This window comes from Caballeronia grimmiae, assembly GCF_000698555.1.
Classification (GTDB): domain Bacteria; phylum Pseudomonadota; class Gammaproteobacteria; order Burkholderiales; family Burkholderiaceae; genus Caballeronia; species Caballeronia grimmiae.
In genome coordinates this window covers 1-508 of record NZ_JFHE01000141.1, presented here as the reverse complement: position 1 = coordinate 508, position 508 = coordinate 1, and the positions used below count along the sequence as shown (strand labels likewise).

3 tRNA genes are annotated in these 508 nt (G+C 53.7%); all 3 read left to right on the top strand.

Features of this window, described 5'->3' with window-relative positions:
• The first annotated feature begins 121 nt into the window (after positions 1-121).
• The 3 genes from BG57_RS31000 (at position 122) to BG57_RS30990 (ending at position 402) form a co-directional block, all read left to right on the top strand.
• Positions 122-207 (top strand) — tRNA-Tyr (locus BG57_RS31000).
• A gap of 30 nt (positions 208-237) precedes the next feature.
• Positions 238-311 (top strand) — tRNA-Gly (locus BG57_RS30995).
• A gap of 16 nt (positions 312-327) precedes the next feature.
• Positions 328-402: transfer RNA gene (locus BG57_RS30990), tRNA-Thr, on the top strand.
• Positions 403-508: the final 106 nt, after the last annotated feature.

The window sequence follows — 508 nt, the reverse complement described above, 5'->3', positions numbered from 1 at the left end:
CCACCCCGCAAAGGTGGGGTTTTTGCGTTTCGTCTTCACTATAAGTGAGAGCCTCGTGTTCTGGGTCGCAAATAACGCTTGACAAGAGCTTGTTGCTACCCCATAATCGATAGTTCTCTGCGGAGGGGTGCCCGAGTGGCTAAAGGGGGCAGACTGTAAATCTGTTGGCTTACGCCTACGTTGGTTCGAATCCAACCTCCTCCACCAGAATTCAAGCGGTAAGGGAATCCAACCCTCGCGGGTGTAGCTCAATGGTAGAGCAGAAGCCTTCCAAGCTTATGACGAGGGTTCGATTCCCTTCACCCGCTCCAGTGTCGGTTAGTTAGTGCCCATGTGGCTCAGTGGTAGAGCACTCCCTTGGTAAGGGAGAGGTCGGCAGTTCGATCCTGCCCATGGGCACCAGTCGTATAAGTCTAGTGAGTAGTAAGTTGCGCGCGGCGCAAGGTGCGAAAATCCTGTTAGGAGTCGAAAATGGCCAAAGGTAAATTCGAGCGGACCAAGCCGCACG